Genomic DNA, 24476 nt, shown 5'->3' with positions numbered 1-24476 from the left:
TTAAGCATCTAGACGAACAGCCATGTGACGAAGAATATCTTCGTTGATGTTCGCAAGACGTGTAAACTCATCGATTGCTTCAACGCCAGCGTTTACTGTTACAAGCTGGTAGTAGCCTTCACGCAAATCGTCGATTTCGTATGCAAGACGGCGCTTGCCCCACTCTTTCGACTCGATGATTTCCGCTCCGTTAGAAGTAAGAACCTCATCGTAACGTTCGATCAACGCTTTTTTCGCTTCTTCTTCAACTGTTGGGCGAATGATGTACATAATTTCGTACTTTCTCATCTGTAGTCACCTCCTTATGGACTTTGGCCCTGCTGATGACAGCGGGCAAGGAGTAAGTAATCTTTTATTACTCACATCAATATATTCTAACATAACAGTTTTAAGCTGTAAACTAATATCTGTTATACTTACTAGACAGAGGTGATTTTTTTCATGGACAATTTAAAACACCCCACGAAAATCATTGAACTAGATTTAAAAGTAGTAGCAAAAAAAAGCCTGCTACTTACTGTATTTCCATTGATTCTTCTCCTGGCATTAAAAGGACTTATTGATGATGAGCTTTCTTTCACGATTTCATTTGGTGCGATATTCCTTTTTATTGTTGGTTATATCGCGCTTATTGTATTGCATGAGCTGTTCCACTTACTTGGCTTTCGAATCTTTTGCGGGGTCCCATGGAAACGTATGATTATAGGCGTAAATTTGAAAATGGGGGTTGCTTATGCAACAACTGACCAACTAATGTCCAATCGAGGGCTGCGCAAAGCATTACTGCTGCCTTTTTGGATGACTGGTATCATTCCCGCCATTATTGGTCTTGCAATCGGCAATGGACTTCTGATCCTCCTTGCTGCATTTTTAATTGGCGGTGCTGCTGGAGATTTCGCAATGTATAAGGAACTAAAAGCATTACCTGATGATTGGGTCGTGAAAGATGATCCGGAACTTCCACGTTTATATGTTTTTGAGACGAATCCCAATCCTCCTTTGGGTGCTGGTGATCAGTGAGATGGTTTTTCTTAAGTTGTTTAGTGGGAACAACTAGGAGCTTTTGGGATTACGGGAAACTCGGCGGACTTTCAGGGGAACTCAGCGCAGGTTAAGGGGAACCCGGCGACTGTTACAGACAACCCAATTTCACCATTGCCTTAGCACCCTATATGTTGAAACGGAAAAACCTCCCGTATCGCTCAAAGTCGAACGATACGGGAGGTTTTCTATTAAACGTTAAACCGGAACAACATAACGTCTCCGTCTTTAACAATATATTCTTTTCCTTCTAGACGAACTTTTCCTGCTTCTTTCGCGGCAGTCATTGACCCTGCTTCTACAAGATCATCATAGGCAACTGTCTCCGCTCGGATGAATCCGCGCTCAAAATCCGTATGAATGATTCCTGCACATTGCGGTGCTTTCATCCCTTGACGGAATGTCCATGCGCGAACTTCTTGAACACCGGCCGTAAAGTATGTAGCAAGGCCAAGTAAGTCATACGTAGCTTTGATCAATTGATCGAGACCAGATTGTTTGATGCCAAGCTCTTCCAAGAACATTGCTTTCTCTTCGTCGTCCAGCTCGGCCATTTCTTCTTCGATTTTTGCACAGACAACAATGACTTGTGCACGGTCTTTTTCTGCAAACTCACGAACAGCTTGGACATATTCGTTATTTGAAACGTCTGCAATTTCATCTTCATCCACATTGGCAACATAAAGCATCGGCTTAATCGTTAATAAATGCATGCCTTTAATAATGTTAAATTCGTCATCTGTTAGTTCAACGGAGCGCGCCGGCATTTCATTTTCAAAAGCTTCTTTTAGCTTTAATAAAATTGGCTCCTCCGCCATTGCTTCTTTATCTTTTTGCTTCGCCATTTTTGAAACACGTGTTAAACGTTTTTCAACGCTCTCCATATCTGCCAAAATCAATTCTAAATTGATCACTTCGATATCATTAATTGGATTCACTTTACCGGCCACATGCGTAATGTTTTCGTCTGCAAAGCAGCGGACAACTTGGCAAATTGCATCGACTTCGCGAATATGGGATAGAAACTTATTACCAAGGCCTTCCCCTTTACTCGCGCCTTCTACAATTCCTGCTATATCTGTAAATTCAAATGCAGTCGGAACAGTCTTTTTGGGTGTCACGAGCTCCGTTAATTTATTCAACCTTTCGTCTGGAACTTCAACGATCCCAACGTTCGGGTCAATTGTACAGAACGGATAGTTTGCCGCTTCTGCTCCAGCCTTTGTAATTGCATTAAATAATGTTGACTTCCCTACGTTTGGAAGTCCAACAATTCCGGCAGTCAATGCCATCTATGCCACAACCTTTCAATTTCTATGGTCGATCTATTTTTTCATACAAGACAACTCTTTTATTATAAGAACAACTTGGTCGAATGTCTATTTCACTTCTTACTCTTCAGCTTTTACAAGCACTTTTTTCATCTTTTTTGCAAATTCATTGCGAGGCAGCATGACACTATGTCCGCAACCTTCACATTTAATGCGGATGTCCGCACCCATTCGAATGATTTTCCATGCATTCGTCCCACATGGATGTTGTTTTTTCATTTCTACAATATCATCTAACCCAAAAACTTTTTCCGTCATTACTTCACACCTCATTTTTTGGTTAATATATCATCATTTTCAGCCCTTGCATAACTGTAAATAATGAAGAAACCACTAATGATATCCTTCACAAGACTTTAGGCATTGAACCCCACTGCCAAGCCAATTACACCAACCCTAGCTACACTTCCCATGACGTTGATTATACATTCAGTTTCACCTGGAATGTACAGTTCATAACGCTTTCACCTGATTTTTCACTACTTCTTCAATATCTTTTTTATCTCTTTAATATCCTAATTTACAGTCGACGTCACAATCTTCTTCCCCTCGTATAATTCACCGCACCTAAGCGTAGACTGGACTATAAAAAGGAAACGGAGTTTTTTTATGCGAAATACTTTTTCCTCATCGTACGACTATCGAATCCATTATAAAGAAACAGGTGCCGTTTGGAAACTGAGTACATTATTCCTAGAGCATCTTCCTTTTGGTACGCATGAACTGATGTTTCTTTGTATTGGTACCGATCGTTCAACCGGTGATGCGCTCGGTCCGCTGACAGGATCGCATCTATCTGAATCACCCTTATTTCCTTTTCCTATTGTCGGTACATTAGAAAACCCATTGCACGCTTTAAATTTACAACAACGTTTAGATGAAGTAAAAAGGTCAAATCCAGCTGCATTTATTGTAGCGATTGATGCTTGTTTGGGGAAAAGTGATTCAGTTGGACAACTTCTTTTTCACAAGGGCCCCATTCTTCCAGGTAAAGCAGTTGGAAAAGAACTACCACCCGTAGGAGATATCTCTGTAAAAGGGATTGTCAATATCGCAGGATTCATGGAGCATGCAGTACTTCAAAGTACACGCCTTCATCTTCCTTTCGAAATGAGCCGAATTTTAACCCGTTCCCTCCAACTTGCCTTTAGCCGTTATCAATCAAAACATGTAAATAATCGTCACAATGACACCGACAACAGCAATGCCTGGAATCAAATTCGCAACACGCATCTTCGTCAATCCAATTAAATTAAGACCAATCGCCAAGATCATTAGTCCGCCCGTAGCTGTCATTTCTGAAATGAAAAAACTTAGTAATTCGTCCGGGATAAACTTGCTAATTTGCGTGGCAAATAACGTAATCACACCTTGATAAAGGAAGACTGGTGCTGCGGCAAATGCCACGCCAATGCCAATGGTCGAACTTAAAATAATGGACGTAAATCCGTCAATAATACCTTTTAACAGTAAAACATCATGATCGTTTCTAAGACCGCTATCAATGGCACCGATGATGGCCATTGAACCTACTACAAAAATAAGCGTAGCCGTCACAAACCCTTGCGCAATACCAGGTCCTTCTTTTTTGGTTGGCATTTTACTTTCAATCCAATGACCGAGCTTATTTATTTTTTGATCGAGATCCATCCACTCGCCAATGACCGCTCCTAAAACAATACTAATAATGACGATCAAAATTTGTGTACTTTCAAATGTCATTTGTATACCAATCACCGCAACTGCAAGTCCGATTCCGTACATGACCGTTTCTTTCATCCGCTCGGGAATATTGTGCAAAAATCTTCCAATAATTGCCCCGACGACAATTAAGATCGCATTAACAATCGTGCCAAACAATACCATACCATCACTTCCACCCCGTCTATTAAACCTGCATGTAAAAATAATACCTATTTTGCATTTCATGCAAAATAGGCATCTGCTTAATCGTTTAACAACTCTAAAATACGTTCGAAATCTTCTTCGGAGAAAAACTCAATTTCAATTTTCCCTTTGTTTTTGGATTTTTTGATTGTGACATTCGTTCCGAAATAATCACGTAAATTCGTTTCCTGTTCAGCGAGAAACAAATCCTTTTTCTTTTCTGGCTTCGTTTCACGTGGAACATCTTCATTCATCCGTTGAACAAGCTGTTCAAGCTGACGAACGTTTAGCCCTTCTTTCATGGTCCGCTCGGCGACGAGTGGAATTTGTTCTTTTTTCCGAAGTCCAAGCAATGTACGTCCATGCCCCATCGACAATTTGCTTTCCATAATGTATTTCCTTACTTGATCAGGCAACGTTAGCAATCGAATATGATTGGCAATATGGGGTCTGCTTTTCCCCAGACGAATGGCAAGTTGTTCTTGTGTTAAACTTAAGTTATCTATTAGCTTCTGGTAAGCTTCCGCTTCTTCAATAGGTGTTAAATCTTCTCGCTGCAAATTTTCAAGGATTGCTAGTTCCATCGATTCTTGGTCTGTTAGAGATCGAACAACGGCGGGTATTACTTTTAATCCTGCCATTTTTGCCGCACGAAATCTTCTTTCACCAACGACAATTTCATAGCTTGTACCTGTTTTACGCAAAATAATTGGTTGTAGTATTCCGTGTTCTTTAATAGAGTCACATAGCTCTTGGATCGCATTTTCATCGAAGTTTTTTCTAGGTTGGTAAGGATTTGCCTTAATACTTTTTACATGAATTTTTTCAACTGTTTCAGCCTTTTTCACAGACTCATCCCGAAATAAAGCATTCAAACCTTTTCCAAGTCCTTTACCCATTGTGCACCACTTCCTTTGCCAACTCTAAATATACTTCCGCACCGCGAGATCTTGGGTCATACGTAATAATCGGCTGTCCATGACTCGGTGCTTCACTTAATCGTACATTTCGTGGAATGATCGTTCTGTACACTTTTTCTTGAAAATACTTTTTTACTTCCTCTATTACTTGAATTCCTAGATTAGTTCTTGCGTCAAACATTGTTAATAACACACCATCGATCATCAAATCCTCGTTTAAATGCTTTTGCACAAGACGTATTGTGCTCAACAATTGACTCAACCCTTCTAGCGCATAGTATTCGCATTGCACTGGAATGACAATCGAATCTGCCGCCGTTAATGCATTGATTGTCAAAAGTCCAAGTGAAGGAGGGCAATCGATAACGATATAATCATAGTTATCTCTTATTTCTTGTATGGCATGTTTCATCCGTACTTCCCTAGAAATCGTTGAAACAAGTTCAATTTCTGCGCCTGCCAAGGAGATCGTAGCTGGAATGACATCCAAATTGTCTAATTCTGTTTTAAGTATGACGCTTTGAATATCAACATCGTCGATTAAAACATCATAAATACAATGTTGGACATCGCCTTTGTTAATCCCTACCCCACTCGTTGAATTCCCCTGAGGATCAGTATCGATCAAAAGGACCTTTTTGCCTATATGGGCAAGGCAAGCACTTAGATTAACGGATGTTGTTGTTTTTCCGACGCCCCCTTTTTGGTTGGCAATCGCTAGTGTTCTACCCAAGCTTGCACCTGCTTTCCTGTGCTCTAATAATATAACTCTATACTAACAAATTTCTATCATCAATAGTAAAAAAACTCCTGCTACAGCGAGCAAGAGTATGGCATTACTTTTTCTTTGGTATTTTTACGGTAATCATGTAAAAATCCTCGGATTCTTCTTCTTCTGTTTTGACGTCTATGCCACTTTTTGTTACGAGTGCGAGCGATTGGCGAATTGTATTCATGGCAATCCGAACATCCTTACTCACAGACTTTCTTTGTTTTGGTTTTTTGGTTTCTTTTGGTTCATTTTCAGGCTTCAATAATTGTTGGATACGCTCCTCAAGCTGCTTAACATTATATTGATGATCGATTACTTCTTGAAGCGCTACATTTTGAAGTTCTGGATCCTTCAATGGAATAAGTGCCCTTGCATGCCGCTCCGAAATTACTTTTTGTAAAATAGCTTGTTGAACATTTTCTGGGAGTTTCAACAATCGTAATTTGTTGGCAATGGTTGACTGTCCTTTTCCCAGTCTTTGGGCCAGCGCCTCTTGTGTGATCGCATGGAGTTCCAGTAATTTTTCATAGGCAAATGCCTCTTCAATTGCAGTCAATTCTTCCCGCTGTAAGTTTTCAATTAATGCAATCGAAGCAGTTTCACGATCATCCAGATTTCGAATAATCGCGGGAACTTCTGTCCATCCAAGTTTTTTCATGGCACGGTATCTTCGTTCACCTGCGATGATTTCGTATTGATCTTCTTCGGATTTTCGAATAACAATTGGCTGAATAACCCCGTGTGTATGAATTGTGCGTGCCAACTCTTCAATCTTTTCTTCAGAAAAAATTGTACGCGGCTGATATTTATTCGGTTTTATTGAGTCAATTTTCACTTGTTCGACCTTTTCATGTTGACTTCCTTCGTTTTCTAACGGTAGTTTTGCTTCCTTCTCTCCTCCGCCAAAAAACCGTGAAAAAGGACTTTTCATTCCCCCGACACCACCTTTACAAGACTACTCCCTATTTTACTATTTCTTTATGATAATTAGATTTTCCTTTTCTTGTTCCACGTGAAACAACAATCACAAAGGTGATTTGTTCGGTACACCTGGTTTACGCGGATATTTTTTCGGAGTTTTTTTGTCTTTATTCAAAATGAAAATATTTCGCTCACTATTTTCAATTGGCAATGTAAATGCATATTTTTCATTAACTGATGCGCCTAAAATAGACAGTGCCTTTTTGGCATCGACGAGTTCTTCTTCTGCCGCAGCACCCTTCATGGCAACGAAAAGTCCTCCTTGTTTGACAAGTGGAACACAAAGCTCCGACAACACTGTTAAACGTGCAACCGCACGCGCGATAACAAGATCAAACTGTTCTCGATACGCGGAATTTTGTCCAAAATCTTCGGCACGTGCATGGACGAACTCTACCTTCTCCAATTGAAGTTCACCCGCCAAATGTTCTAAGAAACCAATTCGTTTGTTTAATGAATCAACGATTGTCACTTGAAGCTCTGGAAAGCAAATTTTTAAAGGTAGGCTCGGAAAACCAGCACCCGCCCCTACGTCACAAATTTTCTTTTCACCTTTCAGATTGACGAAAAAAGCAGCGGAAATAGAGTCATAGAAGTGTTTCAAGTACACAGACGGTGCATCTGTAATGGCCGTCAAATTCATTTTTTCATTCCACTCTACTAAACATTCAAAGTACCGCTTAAATTGAGCGATTTGTTTTTCGTTCAATTCAATTCCTTTTTCCTTCAGTGCGTGAATAAACTGTTCTTCGTTCAAAGGCGATCCCTCCTCGTCGGTTATGTAAGTATTATTAAAAAAAATGATGCGGAAAAAACTCCGCATCAGTCTATACGATCAATTACGCCTCGGCGTAATTGCGTCTGGATTTTGAATGGGGACCTATACAGGATGTAGGTCATGCAGTCGTTGCGACAGGACACCGCGCACTTAGACTGTCTTCCTTAAATCCTTTCAAAATCCATGACATCCGCCAGAGGCCTAACTTGAATTAGCGGGCTTCCGCTAATTCAAGTTAACCGGATATTTTTGCAATTCTTCCTTGCTCAATATAAACAAGAAGAATTGAAATATCAGCCGGATTGACGCCGGATATTCGAGATGCTTGTGCGATGGACAAAGGTCTTACTTCGTTCAACATGGCTTTCGCTTCCTTTGCAATTCCAGCAATCGCATGATAATCAATATTCTCAGGGATTTTTTTGTTTTCCATTTTCTTGAGTTTCTCGACTTGTTGCATCGATTTCTCAATATATCCCTCATATTTAATAAAAATTTCAACTTGCTCTTTCACTTCATCCGATAATTCCGTTTCTAGCGGAACAATCCGTTCAATTTGACTATACTTCATTTCTGGACGTTTTAGAAGGTCTGCCGCTTTTAACGGTTCGCGAAGTGATGCACCATTTGATTCTGCAATAATCTCTTGCACAAATGGTTCAGGTTTAATTGATAAGTTACGTAAACGTTCGATTTCTTCTTCGATTTGTTGTTTTTTCACAAGGAATGCTTCATAACGCTCTCTGCTAATTAAACCGATGTCATGTCCGATTTCTGTCAAACGAAGATCTGCATTATCATGACGAAGCAGTAGTCGGTATTCTGCACGAGATGTAAGCATCCGATACGGCTCAGCCGTTCCTTTTGTCACAAGATCGTCAATTAAGACGCCGATATACGCATCTGAACGGCCAAGTACACGCTCTGGTTGACCTAGTACGCGTGAAGCTGCGTTAATCCCGGCCATAATTCCTTGGGCCGCCGCTTCTTCATACCCAGATGTACCGTTTAACTGACCAGCTGTATATAAATTACGGATTTTTTTCGTCTCTAATGTCGGCCATAACTGTGTTGGCATGATTGAATCGTATTCAATCGCATACCCCGCACGCATCATTTCAGCTTTTTCAAGACCCGGTACACTTTCAATTAGTTTGCGTTGAATGTGCTCTGGCAAACTCGTGGACAATCCTTGAATATACATCTCTTTCGTATTGCGTCCTTCTGGCTCTAAAAATACTTGGTGACGGGCCTTATCCGCAAAACGAACGATTTTGTCTTCTATGGAAGGACAGTAACTTGGCCCTTTTCCTTTAATCATGCCCGAATACATCGGAGACATGTGTAGGTTATCATTAATAATTTGATGTGTTGTCGGCGTTGTGTACGTTAACCAGCACGGCAATTGATCCATGATGAATTCCGTCGTTTCAAAACTAAATGCACGCGGCACATCATCACCCGGCTGAATTTCCATTTGGCTATAGTCAATCGTTTTACTGTTCACACGCGGTGGTGTCCCCGTTTTAAAACGGACCATGTCAAAGCCTAATTCACGAATATGATCCGCTAACCCAATTGCTGGCATTTGGTTATTCGGACCGCTTGAATATTTCAAATCGCCGATAATAATTTCTCCGCGTAAAAAGGTACCTGTCGTAATAATAACCGTTTTCGCACGGTAAATTGCGCCAACTTGTGTAATAACACCCTTTACTTCATCGTCTTCAATAATCATTTCTTCAACGACGCCTTGATGCAACGTTAAATTTTCTTGTTCTTCTAGAAGACGTTTCATTTCCGATTGGTAAAGGACTTTGTCCGCTTGCGCGCGCAAAGCACGAACTGCGGGTCCTTTCCCTGTATTCAACATCCGCATTTGGATATGTGTTTTGTCGATTACTTTCCCCATCGCACCGCCCAACGCGTCAATTTCACGCACGATGATTCCTTTAGCAGGACCACCTAGTGACGGATTACATGGCATGAAAGCAATCATATCGAGATTCATCGTTAAAACGAGCGTCGATGCACCCATTTTGGCAGCAGCAAGTGCCGCCTCTGAGCCGGCATGCCCGGCACCAATGACAATTACGTCGAACGTGCCTGCTTCATATTTTGGCATGTTCGTTTCATCCTTCCTATTTTGAGAGTATTCACAAGGCAAAAAGACAATTTGTACGGTCCTGCCCTCCTGCTTATTTCCCCAAGCAAAATTGTGAAAAAAGCTGGTTAATTAGGCTTTCCTGGACTGTATCTCCAATAATTTCCCCAAGAATTTCCCATGTCCGTGTTACGTCTATTTGAATCATATCAACTGGTACGCCCATTTCTGCAGCACGGAGCGCATCCGTAATGGTCTCTTTTGCTTTATCAAGCAACGCAATATGTCTTGCGTTTGATACATATGTTAAGTCGCCGGATTCAATTGTTCCCTCAAAAAACAATTCAGCGATCGCTTCTTCTAATTCATCGATCCCTTCATCTTGCAATAAAGATGTTGTTACGACTTTTCCATCTCCAGCAAGTTCCTTCACCTTTTGGAGATCAATTTTTTGCGGCAAATCAGTTTTGTTGATCACCACAATGGTATCCATTCCGCTGATGGCTTCAAAAAGCCGCTCATCTTCCTGCGTCAATGGTTCGGAGTTATTAAGGACAAGTAAAATTAAATCCGCCTCTTTCAGAACTTGTCTTGACCGTTCTACGCCAATTCGTTCAACAATGTCTTCCGTCTCCCGAATACCCGCTGTATCAACTAGACGAAGTGGTACACCGCGAACATTGACGTATTCTTCTATAATATCACGGGTTGTCCCAGCAATGTCGGTTACAATTGCTTTATTTTCCTGTACGAGACTATTCAATAAAGAAGACTTCCCTACGTTTGGTCTGCCAATAATGACTGTTGAAAGGCCTTCACGTAAAATCTTTCCTTGTGAAGATGTACGAAGCAATTTTTCAATCTCACTTTTCACCCACGTACATTTTTCAATCATTAAAGGAATCGTCATCTCTTCTACGTCATCGTACTCAGGATAATCAATATTTACTTCAACTTGCGCCAATGTTTCAAGCAGCGCTTGTCTCAATTCACCGATCAGCCTGGAAAGTCTTCCTTCCATCTGATTCAGTGCGACGTTCATGGCACGGTCCGTTTTTGCACGGATTAAATCCATAACGGCTTCCGCCTGCGATAAATCTACCCGACCATTTAAAAATGCACGTTTCGTAAATTCTCCCGGCTCGGCAAGACGGGCTCCTTGTTTAAGCACAAGTTCAAGGACTCGTTTAACTGAAACAACACCGCCATGACAATTAATTTCTACGACGTCTTCCCGCGTAAATGTTTTCGGTGCTTTCATGATCGAAACCATGACTTCTTCAACTACTTCTGCTGTTGAAGGTTCTATTAAATGACCGTAATGGATCGTATGTGACGGTGCTTCTAGTAATTTTTTACCCGACGGCGAACTGAAAACACGATCGGCTATTTGGATAGCTTCGTCTCCACTCAGCCGGACAATGGCGATCGCGCCCTCTCCCATCGGAGTTGAAATGGCAGCTATTGTATCAAAATGCACGTTACTCACCTTCCTGGCTTCGTTACTCACATGTGGATAAGTTTCCAAGTTGATGGAAGCTGCAAAAAAATGAATAATACCAAACACCAAAAAATCCCGCAATGCATATTTAGCAATTGCGGGATTGATCATTATTTAATGGCTTCTATAACAAGATATCGATGCGGATCGGTTCCTTCAGAATACGTTTCAATATCCATTCGATTCGATAAAGCGTTATGAATGATTTTTCTTTCATGCGATGGCATCGGTTCAAGTTGAACGCGCTCTCCTGTTCTTGATGCCCGATCAGCCATTCGCTCCGCCAGCTGTTCCAAAGATTGCTCGCGGCGTTCACGATAATCACCTACATTAACACGTACAACTTTGAATTGCTCTGCAGATTTATTGGCAATGAGCTGCGCTAATTGCTGAATTGCATTTAACGTTTGTCCTCGTTTTCCAATCAGAAACGCTGCTTTGGAGCTATCTAACTGAAACATCACATATTTCCCTTCGATTTCATGCGACACGTTCAAGTCTAAGATTCCCATTTGTTTAGCAACGTCTTTTAAATATTGCTCTGTTTCAGCAATCGCCGCTTCATCAGATAATTGGGCTCTTGCCTCTTTTGGTTCCACTTGTTGTTCATTCTCTTCAACTTTTTCTTCTGTTTTCTGTTTAGATTCTTCTTCTGTTTCTGCTGGTACTTCAACCGTCTGTGCTTGTATTTCTTCTGCAGGTGCAATTTGTTCAAGGACGGAAGGTTCTTCTCGAATGACGGTTACCGTCACTTCAGCCTCTTTTGCGCCAAAACCGAGAAACCCTTTTCGACCTTCTTCGATTATTTCGACTTCTACTTCATCGCGTGTCACGCCAAGTGTTGCTAATGCTGATGAGATTGCCACTTCTACAGTGGCTCCCCTTCTCGTGATCCTTTTCATTTCTTTTTCCCTCCTGCTTTTACAGATGCCTTTGAAGGTGATTTTGAAGAGGCTTTTACAGGTTCCACTTCTTTTTTATTAAATGGTTTGTAAATAAAGATGTTTTGGATCATTGAAATGATGTTTCCGATGACCCAATATAACGCAAGTGCCGCTGGTAAGAATGTACCAAAAATCATAATCATAAACGGCATAATATACATCATTGTTTTCATTTGCGGATTATCCATTGCAGGTCCTGTACGAAGCACTGCAAATTGCATCAATCCTGCCAAAATCGCGAGTGAAATGCTCGGTACGCCTAGTTCAAACCAGAAAAAGTTGCCTAGATTGATCTCTGGCGTTGCATTCATCCGGTTAATCGCATGATAGAAACCGATTAAAATCGGCATTTGAATCAAAATTGGCAAACAACCTGCGGCAGGATTAATTTTCTTTTCTGCCATCATTTTTTGCATTTCTTCACGGTACTTTTGCTGCGTCACCGCGTCTTTCGATTTATATTTTTCTTTTAATGCTTTCAACTCAGGCTGCAGCCCCTGCATCTTTTTCGAGCTTTGTGCTTGTTTGATCATTAAAGGAAGTAATACAAGTCGGATAATGATCGTTACCGCAACAATTCCAAGTCCGTATGTACCCAGTAAATCTTTAAATGTTGTAATCATCGACACTAAAGGCCAGACGATAAATTCATTCCAAAAACCTTTGCTGTCGGCATAAATCGGATCCCTAAATTCCGTACACCCCGCAAGAAATACGGTTAGAACCGTCAGCAGGGATAATAACGCGATTTTTTTCTTCAAAATGATCCCCCACATCGTATCTTCTTCTATTTAACATGATAGCTTCAGTTTATCACTTCTGCTTATTTCCTTCTACATTCTTCTTGAGTACACGTGCAATCCGTAATACGTGTTGCATACTTTTTTTCGTTTCGTGGAAGTTTAATGTGGCCGCCTGATGTCTGGCAATAATAATATAGTCCATATCATTTCGCAATTCGTCTTTCATTTCCAAGAAAGATTGTCTTACATACCGTTTGATGCGATTGCGTGTGACGGCATTCCCTATTTTCTTTCCAACCGAAAGGCCGATCCGAAACTTTTCTTGTTGTTCTTTTCGGTAAATATACACAACGAATTGCCGATTTGCGAATGACTTTCCCTTTTTAAATATTTCTTGGAATTCCTCATTTTTTTTAATTCGCTGCTGTTTATTCACTGCTTTTTAGCACCTACTTCTTGCGTTTTATAAGTCTTCGCTTAATATTTTACCAAAAAAAAAGACCACTGGGGTACAGTGGCCTTATGCTGAAAGCACTTTTCTTCCTTTGCGTCGACGAGCTGCAAGAATTCTGCGTCCGCTTTTTGTGCTCATTCGTGCACGGAAACCGTGAACTTTACTACGTTTACGTTTATTTGGTTGGAATGTACGTTTCATCTATAAGACACCTCCCGATGCGATTGTCTAGTGTTTTTACATGACAGTCTTGAATAGTATAGCGGTATCTTAAGATAAAAGTCAACCTTTTTTTATCGTGCTTACCTAGCCTTCTTCATTTAACTATCAATGATCCAATGCATTTTCTTATTTCAATAGTCCATCCCCGTCCATTTCGGTAAGGTAAATCCAGCAATTAGTTATCCACAAATTAAGCGCATTTCTTAAAAACATCATGTGCATATAACTTTTCGACAAAAAAATTATTCACAGCAGTTGTCGACATGATTTTCACATATACAAGCCTGTGGATAATGGTTTTTTCCACACTTGCCAGCTCTGTGGATAAGTCGACAAAAGTCCTTGAATTCAATACCAATACCTGTTACAATGAATTAGGTTTTTCTGTGAATACAATTTCATGCGTTTAACGTTATCCACAATTGTTGATATGTTGTGGATAATTTTTTCAACAATATAAGGATAATACTTATCCACACAACGGGAAACTGTGTATAATCATAGCTTCCTGCTATTTAGATTTCTGTAAAGGAGGCACGTAATTGGAACACCTCGAAGAATTATGGAATGGTGTCTTGTCAAAAGCAGAAGAGAAAATTTCTCGGCCAAGCTTTGAAACTTGGCTAAAATCGACAAAACTCCTCTCATATGGCGATGAAGAAGCAACAATCGCCGTACCGAACTCATTCTCAAAAGACTGGCTTGAAACTCACTACGTGCATTTAATCACGGGCATATTATCCGAACTGACAGGCGAAGACCGAATCATCCAGTTCGTTGTTCCTAATGATATGGAAGAAGAAAATGATTTCCGTCTTCCAAAACCAACTGTTAAACCTACTGAAACTGTTCAATCGAACAGTACACCGGCAATGTTAAATCCTAAATACACATTTGAAACGTTTGTCATCGGATCTGGGAATCGTTTTGCCCATGCAGCTTCACTTGCTGTTGCGGAAGCACCTGCGCAAGCTTACAATCCGTTATTTATTTACGGGGGCGTTGGGCTTGGAAAAACACATTTAATGCATGCAATTGGACATTATGTATTGGAACAAAACCCATCTGCCAAAGTCGTTTATCTTTCATCTGAAAAATTTACGAATGAATTCATCAATTCAATCCGTGACAATAAAGCAGTTGAATTCCGCAACCGCTATCGAAATGTAGACGTGCTTCTAATTGACGATATTCAGTTCCTCGCTGGAAAAGAACAAACACAAGAAGAATTTTTCCATACATTTAACACGCTTCATGAAGAGATTAAACAGATTGTCATATCTAGTGATCGGCCGCCAAAAGAAATCCCAACTTTAGAAGATCGCTTAAGATCAAGATTCGAGTGGGGGCTCATTACGGACATTGCCCCTCCAGACTTGGAAACAAGAATTGCGATTTTGCGTAAAAAAGCAAAGGCAGATGGGCTTATTGATGTCCCAAATGAAGTGATGCTATACATTGCTAACCAAATTGACTCCAATATTCGAGAGCTAGAAGGAGCACTAATTCGCGTTGTAGCTTATTCCTCGCTCGTCAATATGGACATTACTACGGATTTGGCCGCAGAGGCGTTGAAAGATATTATTCCGAATGCAAGGCCGCGTACAGTTACTATTCTCGACATTCAAAAATCTGTCGGTGAACACTTTAATATTAAGTTAGAAGATTTTGCTGCAAAAAAACGAACCCGATCCATTGCTTTTCCACGTCAAGTCGCGATGTATTTATCACGAGAATTGACGGATTTTTCATTGCCAAAAATTGGTTCGGAATTTGGCGGACGTGATCATTCAACTGTGATCCATGCACATGAAAAAATTTCAAAAATGCTTAAGGATGATCAATCGTTACAGCAAGATATTCAAGAGATTCGATCTGTACTTGGAAGGGGATAATAGAATTGTGGAAAACTGTGTATAACGTCTGCGCACTCGCCAACAAGTTATACACATGTGGAAATTGTGTCGAGACATAAGTTTTTCTGGGTTATCCACATTTCCACAGCGCCTACTACTATTACTACTGTTTTAATAAACATTAATATTATATAAGCGAGGGTATATGATGAAATTTGAAATTATGAGAGATAAATTGCTGGATGGGCTTAGCGATGTTATGAAAGCAATTAGTCAAAAAGTCTCGATACCAATTTTGACGGGAATTAAAATTGAAGTGAATGAAAAAGGAATGACAATGACGGGCAGTGATTCGGATATTACAATTTGCACGCATATACCTGTCGAAATAGATGGAGAACAAGTTATAAATGTTGTTGAAAAAGGAAATATTGTACTGCAAGCAAAATACTTTAGTGAGATTATACGTAAATTACCTACTAACAAGGTAACGATTGAAGTGTCTGATGGTTTACAAACCCATATTCGTTCTGGTAAATCAGACTTCCATTTGATCGGATCAGATGCAGAAGACTATCCAGTGCTGCCCAATATGAAAGATGAAAATCGTTTTTCACTTCCTGCTGACCTTATGAAATCAGTCATTCGGGAAACTGTTTTCGCCGTCTCTCAACAAGAAACGAGACCTATTTTAACGGGCGTTCATTGGGAAGGTAAAGAGGAACAACTCACTTGTGTAGCAACAGATAGCCACCGTCTGGCAAGAAAACTAACAGTATCTGAAGAAATGCCAACGATTCCTTTTAGTGTCGTTATCCCAGGAAAAAGCCTGCAAGAATTAAACAAAATTTTGCCTGACAATAATGATCCTGTAGATATACTTATTGCCGAGCAACAAGTTTTGTTTAAAACGCGCAACGTATTATTTTACTCTCGGTTACTAGAAGGGAACTATCCGGACACATCCCGCTTAATTCCAACTGAATATAAAACAACAGTAACGGTAAATAGCCAACATTTCCTGCAAGCGATTGATCGTGCATCATTACTTGCACGTGAAGAAAGAAACAATATTGTTCGATTTTCTGTTGATCAAGCCAAAATGATTGAAATCTCGTCCAATTCACCTGAAGTCGGACAAGTTGAAGAATTGGTGGAAGCGATCGATATGACAGGAGACGAATTGAACATTTCCTTTAGTGCGAAATATATGATGGATGCGCTTAAAGCCATTGAAGGACAAGATATTTTGATTCAATTTACAGGTGCTATGAGGCCATTTATTTTAAAGTCACTCGAAGATGATTCAATTTTGCAGCTCATTTTACCGGTACGCACGTATTAAAAAACTGGGGAGGGTAGTCAACTATTTGGCTATCCTTTTTACTTCTACTCAAATATTCGGTAAGATAAAGGGATAGATAATACTGATGAAGGACTGAAAACAATGAAAGAATTAAAAATCGACACAGAATTCGTCACGCTTGGTCAATTGTTAAAAATGACGAATGTCATTGGTTCAGGCGGCATGGCGAAATGGTTTTTAGAAGAGCATACAGTCTACGTAAACGGCGAAGCAGAACAGCGCCGTGGAAAAAAGCTGCGTGACGGTGATCTCATTACGATTCCACAAGCAGGTCGGTTTAAAATTATTTCAACATTTAATGGACAATCGGATGCATATTGAAAGACTTGAACTAACCAATTACCGTAATTACGCGTCTTTAAACATGTCTTTTTCTCCTCAGATTAATGTGCTCATTGGCGAAAATGCACAAGGAAAAACAAATGTCATGGAAGCGATCTATGTGCTTTCGATGGCGAAGTCGCATCGAACATCCAATGATCGGGAATTAATACGTTGGAACGAGGATTATGGTAAAATAGAAGGGGACATCCAACGGAAATATGGATTGTTGCCAATCGAACTATCGATTTCTAAAAAAGGCAAGAAAGCGCGTGTTAATCATCTTGAACAAAATCGCTTAAGCCTTTTCGTTGGCCAATTCAACGTCGTCATGTTTGCTCCTGAAGATTTAAATCTAGTCAAAGGAAGTCCGCAAATTAGAAGGCGATTTCTGGATATGGAGATTGGTCAAATTTCTCCAGTATATCTTCACGATCTATTAACATTCCAAAAAATTTTAAAGCAACGCAATGCGATTTTAAAAGAAAACAGGGGCAAATTGGATTTTCAAGATGTGATGTTTGACATTTATACAGAACAGTATATTCAAGTAGCTGTCCAAATTATTCGCAAACGCTTTTACTTTATGGAATTGTTGCAAAAATGGGCAGAACCGATCCATCATGGAATTTCCCGTGGACTTGAGTCACTTAAAGTATCTTATGGAACTTTAAAAGAGTTGGATTCGGGGCAGACTGTTGAACAAATGGAGTCCATTGTCGGTCAAAAACTACATGAAAATAGACGCCGGGAACTAGAACGTGGTGTAACACTTGTTGGTCCTCATAGAGATGACTTACATTTTTTCGTTAATGATTATGATATTCAAACGTATGGTTCACAGGGTCAACAGCGAACGACAGCATTGTCCTTAAAACTTGCAGAAATTGAGCTTGTGAAGCAGGAAGTTGGTGAACCGCCAGTACTGCTCTTGGATGATGTATTGTCAGAACTTGATGATTATCGACAATCACATCTTTTAAATACGATTCAAGGGCAAGTTCAAACATTTGTCACAACAACCAATGTGGCGGGCATTGACCACGAGACCATTCGACAAGCAGAATTATTCGAGGTAGTGGCGGGACAAGTGACACAAACAAAAAATTGAATCATTTACGTTTTTCTATATTGCGCATAGGGTGAATAGCACCTACATTAGCAGCTTGCATATTCAACAATGGCGGTTAAGCAGACCGCCTGTGCTTTTGAAATTAGAAAGGAAAGGTGAACAGTTTGGCAATGGAAGAGAAAGATCTGCAGACAGCCTATGATGCGAGTCAAATTCAAGTTCTTGAAGGACTTGAAGCTGTCCGCAAACGTCCAGGTATGTATATCGGGACGACAAGTTCTAGAGGGTTGCACCATCTTGTATGGGAAATTGTCGACAATAGTATTGACGAAGCACTTGCCGGACATTGTGATCACATTGAAGTGACCATTGAAAAAGGTGACTGGATCCGAGTCGATGACAATGGACGCGGTATTCCAGTCGGCATTCAAGAAGCAACGGGAAGACCTGCCGTAGAGGTTATTATGACTGTTCTTCACGCGGGCGGAAAGTTTGGCGGCGGAGGTTATAAAGTATCGGGCGGTTTGCATGGTGTCGGTGCATCTGTCGTGAATGCATTGTCAGTCACTACTGAAGTGACCGTAAAACTAGACGGAAAAGTTCATCGTATTGAATTTGCGCGCGGTAATGTCGAAAAAGAGTTGACGATTATTGGAGATGCTGATGAAACAGGAACAAGTATCCGTTTTAAAGCAGATCCGGAAATTTTCCAGGAAACAACCGTTTATGAATATGACATTTTAGCGCATCGTTTACGCGAGCTTGCTTACTTAAACCGCGGTCTGCGCATTTCGATTACAGATGAGCGCGGGGAAGAAGTTCGTACAGAGACATTTTATTATGAGGGCGGCATTAAATCTTATGTCGAACATTTAAATAAAAATAAAGAACCCATTCATGAGGAACCTATTTTCATTGAAGGTGAAAAAGATGGCATATCGATTGAAATTGCGATGCAATACAACGGTGGCTATGCGGAAAATTTATTCTCTTTTGCCAATAATATCAATACTTATGAAGGTGGAACACATGAATCTGGCTTCAAAACAGCATTAACGCGTGTCATTAATGATTACGCACGCAGAAATGGAATGCTCAAAGAAGCGGATCCAAATTTGACGGGCGATGACGTTCGAGAAGGATTAACTGCTATTATTTCGGTCAAGCATCCCGATCCACAATTCGAGGGTCAAACGAAAACAAAATTAGGAAACTCTGAAGTCAGTACGATTACGAATCAATTATTTTCAGAAGGTTTCCAACGGTTTTTACTGGAAAACCCGACAACAGCACGGGTAGTAATTGATAAAAGCTTAATGGCGGCACGTGCTCGAATTGCTGCTAAAAATGCACGGGAATTTACACGCCGCAAATCTGCACTGGAAGTTTCGAGCTTGCCGGGTAAACTAGCAGATTGTTCATCGCGTGATCCGAAAATTAGCGAATTGTATATCGTGGAAGGGGATTCCGCAGGCGGTTCGGCGAAGAGTGGTCGTGACCGCCATTTTCAAGCAATCTTGCCGCTTCGGGGGAAAATCCTAAACGTTGAAAAAGCACGCCTAGATCGTATTTTGGGCAATGCGGAAATTCGTGCCATGATTACGGCGCTTGGAACAGGAATCGGGGAAGAATTCGACCTAGAAAAAGCGCGTTATCATAAAATTGTTATTATGACGGATGCTGACGTTGACGGTGCTCATATTCGGACTTTACTGCTGACATTCTTCTTCCGCTTTATGCGACCGCTTATAGAGGCGGGGTATGTATATATTGCACAGCCGCCGTTATACCGTGTAAAACAAGGGAAATCAGAAGAATATTGTTACACAGAAGATGAGTTGCAAGAAATTATGGAGCGTCTTCCAGCTACGCCAAAACCGGTAATTACCCGCTACAAAGGTCTTGGGGAAATGGATGCAGAGCAGCTATGGGATACGACGATGGATCCCGAGCAGCGGACACTTCTTCAAGTTCATTTGGATGATGCGTTTGAAGCGGACGAGGTCTTTGAACATTTAATGGGTGACGAGGTCGAACCGAGAAGAAGATTTATTGAAGATAATGCAATGTATGTGAAAAACTTAGATACTTGATGTTTATGGAGCTGAAAGGAGTCTGAAAACATGGCAGATATGCCAAAACGCGGCGTCCAAGAAATTAATATTAGTAAGGAAATGAAGACCTCATTTTTAGACTATGCAATGAGCGTCATCGTTTCCCGTGCACTTCCAGACGTCCGGGATGGATTAAAACCGGTGCATCGCCGTATATTATACGCGATGCAAGATCTTGGAAATACTGCAGATAAACCGCATAAAAAGTCCGCCCGTATTGTCGGGGACGTCATCGGTAAATATCACCCTCACGGCGACAGTGCCGTTTATGACACGATGGTACGGATGGCACAAGACTTCAACTATCGTTATATGCTAGTTGACGGGCACGGAAATTTTGGATCTGTCGACGGAGATGCAGCAGCGGCGATGCGATATACAGAGTCCCGCATGTCGCGTATTGCAATGGAATTATTAAGAGATATCAATAAAGATACGATTGATTATCAAGATAATTATGACGGACAAGAAAGAGAACCGATCGTTCTTCCAAGCCGTTATCCAAACTTGCTTGTAAACGGAACGTCTGGAATTGCGGTAGGGATGGCGACAAACATACCGCCGCATCATCTAGGTGAAACGATTGACGCTGTTCTTGCAGTCGCTGATAATTCTGCAATTACGACTGAAGAGCTAATGGAAATACTACCAGGCCCTGATTTTCCAACAGGCGGTATTATTCTAGGCCGAAGTGGGATCCGAAGAGCATACGAAACGGGACGCGGATCGGTTATCATTCGAGGGAAAGTTGAAATTGAACAACAATCGAATGGCCGCGAAACGATTATCGTTTCAGAATTGCCTTATCAGGTGAATAAAGCCAAATTGATTGAGAAAATTGCGGAGCTTGTCCGGGATAAGAAAATTGACGGCATTACGCATTTAGCCGATGAATCGGATCGTACGGGCATGCGGATCGTCATTGAAGTGCGCCGTGATGCAAATGCGAACGTGCTATTAAACAATCTTTATAAACAAACCGCATTGCAATCTAGTTTCGGTATTAACATGCTTGCACTTGTTGACGGCCAGCCGAAAGTTCTTGCACTGAAGGAAATTTTATATCATTATTTGGAGCATCAAAAAGTCGTCATCCGCAGACGAACGCAATATGAATTGCGAAAAGCAGAAGACCGCGCTCATATTTTAGAAGGTCTTCGAATTGCGCTTGATCATATTGACGAAATCATTAGCCTCATCCGAGCTTCCAAGACAACTGACGAAGCGAAAGCAGGTTTAATCGAACAATTCAACTTGTCCGAGCGCCAAGCGCAGGCCATTCTTGATATGCGTCTCCAGCGGTTGACGGGACTTGAACGCGACAAAATCGAAGAAGAATACCAACAGCTTCAGCAGTTAATTGCCGAGTTGCGCGCCATTCTTGCAGATGAAGAAAAACTCGTTCAAATTATTCGAGAAGAACTGTTGGAATTGAAAGATCGTTTCTCAGACGATCGAAGAACTGAAATTACTGCAGGTGGCGCGGAAATGCTGGAGGATGAAGACTTAATTCCAGTGGAAAATTCCGTATTGACGTTGACGCATAACGGCTATATTAAACGACTTCCAGCGAGCACGTATCGAAGCCAGCGTCGAGGCGGCCGGGGTATTCAAGGAATGGGTACAAATGAAGACGACTTTGTCGAGCATTTGTTAAACACTTCAACACACGATACGATCTTGTTCTTTACGAGCAGAGGCCGTGTGTTTAGGAAAAAAGGTTACCAAGTTCCAGAATTTAGCCGGACTGCAAAAGGTTTGCCAATCGTTAACTTGTTAGATGTTGATAAGGATGAACATGTGACCGCTATGATTCCAGTGGAAGAGTTTGAAGAAGATAAATATCTATTCTTCGCAACAAGAAATGGAATCGTGAAACGTACATCGGTCAGCGACTTTGCTAACATCCGATCAAACGGACTCATCGCATTGACGCTTAGAGGCGATGATGAGCTCATTGGTGTTAAAATGACTAGCGGTGATCAAAACATTGCAATCGGTACCAAAGACGGCATGCTTATTAAATTTAATGAACAAGATGTCCGTGCCATGAGCCGAATCGCTGGTGGAGTAATTGGAATTCGTCTCCGTGAAGGCGATGAAGCAGTTGGTATGGATATCGTTCATGATGGCGATGAAATCCTAGTTGTTACCGAAAATGGTTTTGGTAAACGTACGTCAGAAGAAGAATACCGTATTCAAACGCGCGGCGGATATGGATTGAAAACATTGCATATTACGGAACGAAACGGTCGTCTAGTTGCGATGAAAACTGTCAACGGTACAGAAGATCTGATGTTGATCACCATCCATGGTATTTTAATTCGAATGGCCATTGAGGACATTTCCGTCATTGGCAGAAGCACACAAGGAGTTCGACTCATTCGTCTTGGGGATGATGAACTTGTCGCAACGGTCGCGAAAGTAGAAAAAGATGAAGAAGAGTATGAAGAAGAGTATGAAGATGAGGAACATGCCGAGCAAAATAATGATTCCACTTCAGATGTAGAAGGAAATGAACAATAAAAAGTAATAGATCAAGTGGAAGCCGCAACTTTACAGATACTATGTAAAGTTGCGGCTTTTTTTTGTTTATCTTTTCACCTATAATGGGTACTGGTAGAAAATACCTAAGAGTGGAAAGGGTGAGGAGTTTTGGCAGACATGTATGTAAAAGTCGATGAGTTACAATTGGGGGATCTGTTAATGGAGGATATATTTGCAAATACACAGTACACCATTATGCGTAAAAAAACAGTTTTAAGTACGCAACATATAAAAGTGTTACTCGCGTTTGGTATACAACAAGTCAAGGTAGAACCTATTAACGGTATTAACGAAAAAGACAAATTAATTAAAATAAACGATTCTTTCGATATAAAATTCAATGAAGCCATTTTAACAATACAGCAAGACTTTGACCGTTGGAGATTGGGAATATCTCCAGATATGATTAAACTAAGGGCCTCGGTCATTCCTTTAATAGAGACCTTCTTGTCCGAAAAAATATCATTGCTTCACCTTCTTCAACTGACGAAGTCGCAATCATATCTGTATAGTCACCCCCTTGCAGTCTGTTTAATTGCATCCCGTATTAGCATGCAGCTTGGACATTCAAAGGGAGAAATGATGCAAATTGGATTGGCTGGACTGTTATCGGATTGCGGCATGGCAAAAATTAATCCTGAAATTATGGAAAAGGAAGCACTATTAACAAAAGAAGCATTCCAGGAAATAAAAAAACATTCCATCTATAGTTTTCAAATGATTAAGGACTCCCCTTTTTTACGTACAGAAATGAAGCTTGCTATTCTCCAGCACCACGAAAGATTAGATGGCAGTGGTTATCCGCGAAGTGAAAAAATGAATGACATTTCGATTGCTGCACAAATTATTGCTGTTGCTGACGTATTCCATGCAATGACATCTTATCGAATCTATCGAGATCAATTAGATCCAATTCAGGCACTTGCCATGATGAAAGATGAGGAAGCAGGAAAATTAGAACTGCAAATAATACAAGTATTAGAGCAATTGTTATTAAAAAGATGACAGTAACAATAAAGCTGATCATGGTAGCTTTTTAGTATGGTTCGAATCATAAAGTAAAAAAACATAGAAAAGGATTGCATTATAGACGGGATGTTGGTATAGTAGTAAACGTTGCGTTTGAGACATGCAACGAATGAGAGAAAAAAGACCTTAAAAAAAGTTGTTGACACAACTTGTCGAAAAGTGCTAAAATAAAGCAGTCGCTTTAAGAGCAAGAAAAACACTTTGAAAAATAACTTCGAAAAAGTTGTTGACAAGTTGGGTGCTGAAGTGATATGTTGTAAGAGTTGTCGCGGGAGACGCGGCGAAGATATGAACCTTGAAAACTGAACAGCAAAACGTTAACAAATAAGTTTGCGGATCCGACCTCGTCGGTGAAGTAAACAAAACAAGAATCTTCGGATTCAAAGTCAGCAAGAATTGAGCAAATCAATTTCTTCTATTATGGAGAGTTTGATCCTGGCTCAGGACGAACGCTGGCGGCGTGCCTAATACATGCAAGTCGAGCGGACAGATG

General features: G+C 40.7%; 23 protein-coding genes and 1 rRNA gene. 10 read left to right on the top strand and 14 right to left on the bottom strand.

The annotated features are described in order from the left end of the window. On the bottom strand, positions 1-288 hold the full coding sequence (gene rpsF / locus AU377_RS09400; protein WP_067407315.1) for a 30S ribosomal protein S6: 288 nt from the start codon (positions 286-288) through the stop codon (positions 1-3). Positions 289-441: 153 nt separating this feature from the next. Here rpsF and AU377_RS09395 point away from each other — a divergent pair, with 153 nt between their 5' ends. Further along, positions 442-1020, top strand: coding sequence for a DUF3267 domain-containing protein (locus AU377_RS09395; protein WP_067407314.1), 579 nt, complete (start codon positions 442-444; stop codon positions 1018-1020). Positions 1021-1232: 212 nt separating this feature from the next. Here the strand turns inward: AU377_RS09395 and ychF are convergent, their stop codons facing one another. Together ychF and AU377_RS09385 are read right to left on the bottom strand one after the other, a co-directional pair. Further along, positions 1233-2333, bottom strand: coding sequence for a redox-regulated ATPase YchF (ychF, locus tag AU377_RS09390; protein WP_067407312.1), 1101 nt, complete (start codon positions 2331-2333; stop codon positions 1233-1235). Positions 2334-2432: 99 nt separating this feature from the next. After that, positions 2433-2630 (bottom strand): DUF951 domain-containing protein, encoded by a 198-nt coding sequence (locus AU377_RS09385; protein ID WP_067407307.1) that lies wholly within the window; start codon positions 2628-2630, stop codon positions 2433-2435. Positions 2631-2981: 351 nt separating this feature from the next. On the opposite strand from AU377_RS09385, the gene yyaC reads away from it, so the two are divergent. Further along, the gene (yyaC, locus tag AU377_RS15320; RefSeq protein ID WP_082731994.1) at positions 2982-3623 is read left to right on the top strand and encodes a spore protease YyaC; all 642 of its coding nucleotides are present in this window, start codon (positions 2982-2984) and stop codon (positions 3621-3623) included. On the opposite strand, the gene AU377_RS09380 is transcribed toward yyaC, so the two are convergent. The 11 genes from AU377_RS09380 to rpmH form a co-directional block, all read right to left on the bottom strand. Next, the gene (locus AU377_RS09380) at positions 3534-4238 is read right to left on the bottom strand and encodes a DUF554 domain-containing protein (RefSeq protein WP_067407305.1); all 705 of its coding nucleotides are present in this window, start codon (positions 4236-4238) and stop codon (positions 3534-3536) included. The two genes, yyaC and AU377_RS09380, sit on opposite strands and share 90 nt — an antisense overlap. 80 nt (positions 4239-4318) lie before the next feature. Continuing rightward, positions 4319-5158, bottom strand: coding sequence for a ParB/RepB/Spo0J family partition protein (locus AU377_RS09375; RefSeq protein WP_067407303.1), 840 nt, complete (start codon positions 5156-5158; stop codon positions 4319-4321). Next, complete coding sequence (locus tag AU377_RS09370) at positions 5151-5912, bottom strand: ParA family protein (RefSeq protein ID WP_067407302.1); 762 nt, start codon at positions 5910-5912, stop codon at positions 5151-5153. Before AU377_RS09370 ends, AU377_RS09375 begins: the two co-directional genes overlap by 8 nt. 103 nt (positions 5913-6015) lie before the next feature. Continuing rightward, on the bottom strand, positions 6016-6882 hold the full coding sequence (noc, locus tag AU377_RS09365) for a nucleoid occlusion protein (protein WP_067407301.1): 867 nt from the start codon (positions 6880-6882) through the stop codon (positions 6016-6018). A gap of 93 nt (positions 6883-6975) precedes the next feature. Beyond that, positions 6976-7689 carry a 16S rRNA (guanine(527)-N(7))-methyltransferase RsmG gene (rsmG, locus tag AU377_RS09360; protein WP_067407299.1) on the bottom strand — a complete coding sequence of 238 codons (714 nt, stop codon included), beginning with the start codon at positions 7687-7689 and terminating at the stop codon, positions 6976-6978. A 256-nt stretch (positions 7690-7945) separates the two neighbouring features. After that, positions 7946-9835 (bottom strand): tRNA uridine-5-carboxymethylaminomethyl(34) synthesis enzyme MnmG, encoded by a 1890-nt coding sequence (gene mnmG / locus AU377_RS09355; protein WP_067407296.1) that lies wholly within the window; start codon positions 9833-9835, stop codon positions 7946-7948. Between the two features lie 73 nt (positions 9836-9908). After that, positions 9909-11294, bottom strand: a complete 1386-nt coding sequence (mnmE, locus tag AU377_RS09350; RefSeq protein WP_067407880.1) for a tRNA uridine-5-carboxymethylaminomethyl(34) synthesis GTPase MnmE — start codon at positions 11292-11294, stop codon at positions 9909-9911. 131 nt (positions 11295-11425) lie between these two features. After that, complete coding sequence (gene jag, locus AU377_RS09345; protein WP_067407295.1) at positions 11426-12217, bottom strand: RNA-binding cell elongation regulator Jag/EloR; 792 nt, start codon at positions 12215-12217, stop codon at positions 11426-11428. Beyond that, a complete protein-coding gene (gene yidC / locus AU377_RS09340; RefSeq protein ID WP_067407294.1) occupies positions 12214-13020 on the bottom strand; it encodes a membrane protein insertase YidC in 807 nt (268 codons plus the stop codon). The genes jag and yidC overlap by 4 nt, the downstream gene beginning before the upstream one ends. A gap of 52 nt (positions 13021-13072) precedes the next feature. After that, positions 13073-13438, bottom strand: coding sequence for a ribonuclease P protein component (gene rnpA, locus AU377_RS09335; RefSeq protein WP_067407292.1), 366 nt, complete (start codon positions 13436-13438; stop codon positions 13073-13075). An 84-nt stretch (positions 13439-13522) separates the two neighbouring features. Next, on the bottom strand, positions 13523-13657 hold the full coding sequence (gene rpmH, locus AU377_RS09330; RefSeq protein WP_067407290.1) for a 50S ribosomal protein L34: 135 nt from the start codon (positions 13655-13657) through the stop codon (positions 13523-13525). A 563-nt stretch (positions 13658-14220) separates the two neighbouring features. Between rpmH and dnaA the strand changes: the two genes are divergently transcribed. The 8 genes from dnaA to AU377_RS09290 all read left to right on the top strand — a co-directional run. Beyond that, the gene (dnaA, locus tag AU377_RS09325) at positions 14221-15573 is read left to right on the top strand and encodes a chromosomal replication initiator protein DnaA (protein ID WP_067407288.1); all 1353 of its coding nucleotides are present in this window, start codon (positions 14221-14223) and stop codon (positions 15571-15573) included. Positions 15574-15742: 169 nt separating this feature from the next. Continuing rightward, positions 15743-16879, top strand: a complete 1137-nt coding sequence (dnaN, locus tag AU377_RS09320) for a DNA polymerase III subunit beta (protein WP_067407287.1) — start codon at positions 15743-15745, stop codon at positions 16877-16879. A gap of 102 nt (positions 16880-16981) precedes the next feature. Next, on the top strand, positions 16982-17221 hold the full coding sequence (yaaA, locus tag AU377_RS09315; protein WP_067407285.1) for a S4 domain-containing protein YaaA: 240 nt from the start codon (positions 16982-16984) through the stop codon (positions 17219-17221). Next, positions 17211-18332, top strand: coding sequence for a DNA replication/repair protein RecF (gene recF, locus AU377_RS09310; protein WP_067407280.1), 1122 nt, complete (start codon positions 17211-17213; stop codon positions 18330-18332). The genes yaaA and recF overlap by 11 nt, the downstream gene beginning before the upstream one ends. Positions 18333-18463: 131 nt before the next feature. Further along, complete coding sequence (gene gyrB, locus AU377_RS09305) at positions 18464-20386, top strand: DNA topoisomerase (ATP-hydrolyzing) subunit B (RefSeq protein ID WP_067407279.1); 1923 nt, start codon at positions 18464-18466, stop codon at positions 20384-20386. A 30-nt stretch (positions 20387-20416) separates the two neighbouring features. Further along, complete coding sequence (gene gyrA / locus AU377_RS09300; RefSeq protein WP_067407278.1) at positions 20417-22933, top strand: DNA gyrase subunit A; 2517 nt, start codon at positions 20417-20419, stop codon at positions 22931-22933. Between the two features lie 138 nt (positions 22934-23071). Then, positions 23072-23959 carry an HD-GYP domain-containing protein gene (locus AU377_RS09295; protein WP_067407277.1) on the top strand — a complete coding sequence of 296 codons (888 nt, stop codon included), beginning with the start codon at positions 23072-23074 and terminating at the stop codon, positions 23957-23959. A 441-nt stretch (positions 23960-24400) separates the two neighbouring features. Next, positions 24401-24476, top strand: a 16S ribosomal RNA gene (locus AU377_RS09290); the annotation flags it as partial.

Origin of the sequence: Sporosarcina sp. HYO08 (genome assembly GCF_001563475.1) — a bacterium.
In the GTDB taxonomy this organism is placed as follows: Bacteria; Bacillota; Bacilli; order Bacillales_A; family Planococcaceae; genus Sporosarcina.
Note: the sequence above shows the minus strand (reverse complement) of the source record. Positions and strands in the feature narration are given on the sequence as shown.